This is a genomic window from Xanthomonas sp. SHU 166, from assembly GCF_000364685.1.
GTDB lineage: Bacteria > Pseudomonadota > Gammaproteobacteria > Xanthomonadales > Xanthomonadaceae > Xanthomonas_A > Xanthomonas_A sontii.
Genome location: NZ_AQOJ01000256.1, coordinates 1 through 5,978, shown reverse-complemented (window position 1 = coordinate 5,978; position 5,978 = coordinate 1). Strand labels below are relative to the sequence as shown.

Annotated in this window: 4 protein-coding genes; 1 reads left to right on the top strand and 3 read right to left on the bottom strand. The window is 70.7% G+C overall.

Annotation, left to right across the window (positions count from 1 at the left end; genetic code table 11):
* A partial coding sequence (locus tag D180_RS08375) for a sigma-54 dependent transcriptional regulator (protein ID WP_017912442.1) occupies nt 1-1,032 on the top strand: 1,032 nt, incomplete at its 5' end.
* A gap of 446 nt (nt 1,033-1,478) precedes the next feature.
* Here D180_RS08375 and D180_RS08370 read toward each other — a convergent pair.
* The 3 genes from D180_RS08370 to D180_RS08360 form a co-directional block, all read right to left on the bottom strand.
* Entirely contained in the window at nt 1,479-3,875 is a 2,397-nt protein-coding gene (locus D180_RS08370; protein ID WP_017912441.1) for a TonB-dependent receptor, read from the bottom strand.
* 17 nt (nt 3,876-3,892) lie between these two features.
* Complete coding sequence (locus D180_RS08365) at nt 3,893-5,002, bottom strand: S-(hydroxymethyl)glutathione dehydrogenase/class III alcohol dehydrogenase (protein ID WP_017908934.1); 1,110 nt, start codon at nt 5,000-5,002, stop codon at nt 3,893-3,895.
* Between the two features lie 53 nt (nt 5,003-5,055).
* Nucleotides 5,056-5,978 (bottom strand): beta-propeller fold lactonase family protein (locus D180_RS08360; RefSeq protein ID WP_017912440.1); only part of this gene is annotated, 923 nt, incomplete at its 5' end.

The window sequence follows — 5,978 nt, the reverse complement described above, 5'->3', positions numbered from 1 at the left end:
GCCCTGGCGCAGCCGCCGCGTGCGCGCAGCGCTGCCGGCCGAACGCGCGCCGCGGGCGAGGACGGCCAGGCCGCGCGCGCCAACGATCATGTCGGTTCCGATCCGCGCATGCTGCACAACCTGGACAATGCGCTGAAGCTGGCCAAGCACCGCGTGTCGATCCTGCTGTGCGGCGCCACCGGCACCGGCAAGGAAGAGTTCGCCAAGGCGGTGCACCGCAGCTCGCCCTGGGCCGATCGCCCGTTCGTGGCGGTGAACTGTGCGGCGATCCCGGAAGCGCTGATCGAGAGCGAGCTGTTCGGCTATGCGCGCGGCGCCTTCACCGATGCCGCGCGCGAAGGACGCCACGGCAAGCTGTTGCAGGCCAGCGGGGGCACCCTGTTCCTGGACGAGATCGGCGACATGCCGCTGCCGCTGCAGACGCGCCTGCTGCGGGTGCTGGAGGAACAGAGCGTGACCCCGCTGGGCAGCGACCGCGCCGTGCCGCTGGAACTGCACGTGATCAGCGCCAGCCACCGCGACCTGGCGCAGATGGTCGGCAGCGGCGGCTTCCGCGAGGACCTGTACTACCGCCTCAACGGCGTGGTGCTGCACCTGCCGCCGCTGCGCGAGCGCAGCGACAAGGCCGAACTGATCCGCACCCTGCTGCGCGAGGAGAGCGGCGAGCAGACGGTGCGCATCAGCGAGGACGCCCTGCACAAGCTGCTCAGCTATGCCTGGCCCGGCAACCTGCGGCAGCTGCGCAACGTGCTGCGTACCGCGGCGGTGCTGTGCGCCGATGGCGTCATCCGCATCCCCAACCTGCCGCAGGAAATCGTCGATGCCGACAGCGGCCCGTGCCTGCTCGGCGACGACGCGCATGCCGGCGACGGCATGCCCGGCCGCGTCGCCCTGGACAGTGCCGAGCGCAGCGTGCTGCAGCAGCAGCTCGAGCGTCACCGCTGGAACGTCAGCCGCACCGCCGATGCGCTGGGCATCAGCCGCAACACCTTGTATCGCAAGCTGCGCAAGCACGGGTTGGCGACGGCTTGAGTGGCGGCGACATCGCGATTCAATGGAGTTGCTGCGCGTCGCGAATGAAGCCTCGCCTGTCGCGTCTTGCCATTCTGTAGCGGCGTGAGTGCTGTAGCGTATTGGCGTCCCAACCGTTGAGGCGGCTGGAGGACGTCTGGCTTCGATGTCGCGGCTGAAGCCGCTTCCTACGACAACCGTTTTTACGACAACAGCTTGCGGGTCGCTGAGATCGCACACTGTGGAAGGGACTTCAGTCCCGACTGCGGACGGAGCCGGATAGGTTCCGTCCGAGGTCGCGGCTGACACCGCTCCTGCAGGAAGCCCTGCGCCGGTGAGCAGGCGCGGACCCAGGCAGGAGCGGCGTCAGCTGCGCCAGTCGCCCGCGCCGACTGGCGTGCAGCCGTCTTGGACACGGCGGATGGCACGCGCCGAGCGGTGCCACCACACGAACCGCAAACCGCCCGCTAGAAACGCCAGCGCAAACCGACCTGGTATTGCCGCGGTGCGCCGGGGGCGACGAAGCGCGAGGGGCCGTCCTCGACCGCAGCGTCCTGCGGGCGCGCCAGGGCGCCGCCCGGGAACAGGTCCTCGGCGATCGCCGCATACGTCTCGTAGCGGCGGTCGAACACGTTGTTGACCCGCAGGTACAACGACAGGCCTTCGGCGAGCTCCCAGGTGCCGTGCAGGTCGAGCAAGGCATAGCCGCCGGTGGACAGGTCGTGGCGCGCCGGCGCCTCGCCCTCCTCGGGGTCTTCGACCAGGCCGTCCTCGTTGCCGCTGGCCACGCGCCGCGACACCGCGCGCAAGTCGGCCCCCAGCGTCAGCTGCGCCAGCGCCTGCCAGTCCACGCCCAGCTTCAGCGTGTTGCGCGGCAGGCCGGCGATGCGCGTGCCCGGCCGCAAGGTCACCGTGCGCTCGCCGGAGAGCAGTTCGCCGGCGCTGCGGTAGGTGGCGTCCAGGTAGCTGTAGCCGGCGAACCAGCGCAGCGCGCCGTGGCTGCCGCGGTAGCTGAGGTCGGCGCCCTGATAGCGGGTGCGGTCGACGTTGTCGAAATAGCCCTGCTGGGAATTGGGTGCGCGCAGGAACAGGATGTCGTCGCGGTTGTCGGCGCGGTACAGCGAGGCGTTCAGCGTCTGCGCCGGCGTCGGGTTCCAGCGCAGGCCGAGCTCGTAGGTGCGCGAGACGATCTGCTCCAGGCGCGGGTCGGCCTGCAGCCCGGTCGGCAACCGGCACGGCTGTTCCGGGTCGGCGCAGCCGAGTTCGATCGCGGTCGGCGCGCGGCTGTTCTGCGAGGCCGAGGCGAACGCGGTGAAGCCGTCGCCCAGGCGCTGGGTGATGCCCAGCGAGGGATTGGCCTTGGCGAACACGAAGCGCTCGCGCGGCAGCACACCGTCGTCGGCGGTGGACAGGGTGTTGGCGACGGCGACGCGGTTCCAGCGCAGCGCGGCATTGAGGTGGGTGGCCTCGCTCAGCTCCCAGGTATCGGCGGCGAACAGGCCCAGGGTGCTGCTGCGCCCGTCGACGCCGGAGAAGAACTCCCGATCCTCGTCCGGATCGGCGACCACCGAGCGATCGTCCTGCACGAACGCCTCCTGCTCGTACTGCCGGTAGCGCACGCGGTTGCGGTCGTAGGTGGCGCCGATGCTCAGCGCGTGCGCGCCGGCCTGGTGGCTGAGGTTCAGTGCCACGCCCTCGGCGTGCTGGCGCATCTGCGTGGTGTTGAGCACGCCGCTGTGCAGCGCGTCGGCATCGGCGCGCGACACCGTGCAGCCGGCGTCCAGCGGCGTGCCGTCGGCGGCGTAGCCGTCGGCGCAATCGTCGACGAACTCCTCGTAGTCGTCGTTGATGTCGCCGTTGACGGTGTCGCGCCGCCCCTGGCGGTAGTAGGCGAGCAGGTGCAATGCGGTGCGCTCGTCGAAACGATGGTCGAACTGTCCGGTGAGCAGCGTGTTGCGGTTGCGGGTCAGGTCCGGCGAGGTGTAGACCGCAGCGCGGTCGGCTTCGTACAGCCCCGGCTCGGTGCCCTCGTCGGTGTAGCGATAGCTCGGCAGCAGGCCATTGCCGACTAGGCGGCTGCGCCCGTGCAGCAGCGACACGTCCCAGTCGGTGCGCTCGCCCTGCCGCCCGAACTTGCCGAATACGGTCCCCAGGCGGCCGGCGGAGGCGTCGCGCCAGCCGTTCTCGTCGAAACCGGTGGCCGCGACGAAGGCATGCAGGCCGTCGGCACCGGCGTAGCCGTAGGACGCATCCAGGCGCTTGCGCGCGCCGCTGCCCACCGACAGGTCGGCGCGCAGGCCAGGCGCGGTCAGGCCGGACTGGGTGGTGAAGGCCAGCGCGCCACCCAGCGTGTTGGGACCGAACAGCGGGTTGGAGCCCGGCATCAGCGCCACGCTGCGGATCGCCGCCTCCGGCATCATGTCCCAGCTGACGATGTCGGCGAACGGCTCGTTCATGCGCACACCGTCCAGGTACACCGACACGCCCTGCGAGGCGCCCGGCAAGGCCGAGGCACGGAAACCGCGGAAGGTCAGGTCGGTCTGGAACGGGCTGCCCTGCACCTCGTTGGTGTCCACGCCGTTCATTTCGCGCAGCAGGAAGTCGGTGAGGTTGCCGGCCTGGCTGCGTGCGATGTCGTCGGCATTGGCGGTCTGCACCGTGTACGGCAGCAGGTCGGCATCGATCAGCGTGCCGGGGATCGGCGTGGCGGTGACCTCGACCCGGTCCAGCGCGGTGATCTGCGCATCGTCGGCATTGACCGTGGTCTGCGCGTGCGCCGGTGCGGCGAGCAGGCCGATGGCGGTGGCGACGGCCAGCGCGAGCAGGCTCGGCGGCGGAGTATGCGGTCCTGGGGTGTGGGTCATGCCGGTTCCTTGAGGGCTCAGTAGAGAACGATCGATTTGATGCCGCGGCCGGCGCGCATCGCCTCGAAGCCGCGGTTGATGTGGTCAAACGGCAGGGTTTCGCTGATCAGTTCGTCGATGCGGATCTCCCCGGCCAGGTAGCGCTCGGCATAGGCCGGCAGCTCGCTGCGGCCCTTGACCCCGCCGAACGCGCTGCCGCGCCAGGCGCGGCCGGTGACCAGTTGCAGCGGCCGCGTGCTGATCTCCTGCGCGCTCGGCGCCACGCCGAGGATGATGCTTTCGCCCCAGCCCTTGTGGCAGCACTCCAGCGCCGCACGCATGGCGCGCACGTCGCCGACGCAGGCGAAGCTGTGGTCGGCGCCGCCGTCGGTGAGGTCGACGATGACCTGCTGCACCGGCGCGCCGAAATCCTTCGGATCCAGGCAGTCGGTGGCGCCCAGCGCGCGCGCCAGCGGGAACTTGTCGCGGTTGATGTCGACCACGATGATGCGCTCGGCGCGCGCCATCACCGCGCCCTGCACCACCGACAGGCCGATGCCGCCGAGCCCGAACACCGCCACGCTCTCGCCCGGACGCACCCGCGCGGTGTTGAGCACGGCGCCGATGCCGGTGGTGACCGTGCAGCCGAGCAGGCAGGCCTTGTCCAGCGGCGCGGCGGGATGGATCCGGGCCACCGCGATCTCCGGCAGCACGGTGTACTCGGCGAAGGTGCTGGTGCCCATGTAGTGCAGCAGCGGGCGTCCATGCAGCGAGAAGCGGCTGCTGCCGTCGGGCATCAGCCCGCGGTCCTGGGTGCTTCGGATCGCCTGGCACAGGTTGGTGCGGTTGGAACGGCAGTACTTGCACACGCCGCACTCGGGCATGTACAGCGGGATCACGTGATCGCCCGGGCGCACGCTGGTGACGCCGACGCCGACCTCCTCGACCACGCCGGCGCCTTCCTGGCCCAGGATCACCGGGAATGCCGCATCGGCATCGGCACCGGACAGGGCGATGTCGTCGCCGTGGCAGATGCCGCTGGCGACCATGCGCACCAGCACTTCGCCGGCCTTGGGCGGCTGCAGATCCACCTCTTCGATGGCCAGCGGCTGGTTCGCCGCCCAGGCGACCGCGGCTCGCGTCTTCATTCCGGCTCTCCCCGCCTCCCGTCGCGGCGCCCGAGAGCGCCGCTCGCCTCACCTCACTGCGCCACGACCACACCCCATGGCATCTCGCCCACCGCGATCTGCTTGATCTCCTTCATCGCCGCCGTGTCGATGACACTGACGCTGTTGGAACGGCCATTGGCCACGTACAACTTTTTGCCGTCCGGGCTCAGCGCCGGGTTCCAGGGCCGCTGCCCCACCGGGATCTCCGCCAACGCACGGCGCGCGGCCGGATCGATCACGCTGACCGTGCCGGCGCCATTGGACGCGTACACGCGGCTGCCGTCGCGGGCGATGGCGATGCCGGCGGTACGCTGCCCGGCCGGAATGCTGGCCACGCGCGTGCGCGCCGCCAGGTCGATCACGTCGACCACATTGGCCGCTTCCTGCGCCACATAGACCGTCTTGCCGTCGGGCGCGAACGCCATGCCGCGCGGATGCCCGCTGGTGGCGATGACGCCGGTGGACGCGCCGGCCTTCAGGTCGATCACGTCCAGGTCGTTGGAGCCTTCGTTGCTGGTCAGCAGCAGCGCGCCATCCGGCGTGTAGACGCAGTGTTCCGGCGCCTGCCCGCGAGTGGCGATGTGCGCGCCGATGGTGAAGCTGGCCGGGTCGATCAGCATCACCTGGTTCTGCCCCTCCACGCACACCGCCAGCTGGCGGCCGTCCGGCGACGCGGCGACGCCTTCGGCGTTCTCGCCGATGTCGACGCTGCGCAGCACCCGGTCCTGCACGGTATCCAGGTCCAGCAGGCGATGGCCCTGCGCATCGATGACGTACAGATGCCCGGGCGGACCCGGCACCACCTGCTGCAGGCGCTTGCCGAGCTGGCCCTGCGCCGACAGCGTGCGCACCACGCGGTCGCTGCCGGTGTCGATCACCGAGATGGTGCCGCTGCGCTGGTTCGGGACGTAGGCCAGCGCCGCGGTCGCGGCCGCAGGCGCTGGCGCGGCCGCCA

Excerpts from the sequence above, each read along its gene's own strand:
- D180_RS08370 (WP_017912441.1), bottom strand. The coding sequence starts at position 3,875 with ATGACCCACACCCCAGGACCGCATACTCCGCCGCCGAGCCTGCTCGCG.
- D180_RS08365 (WP_017908934.1), bottom strand. The coding sequence starts at position 5,002 with ATGAAGACGCGAGCCGCGGTCGCCTGGGCGGCGAACCAGCCGCTGGCC.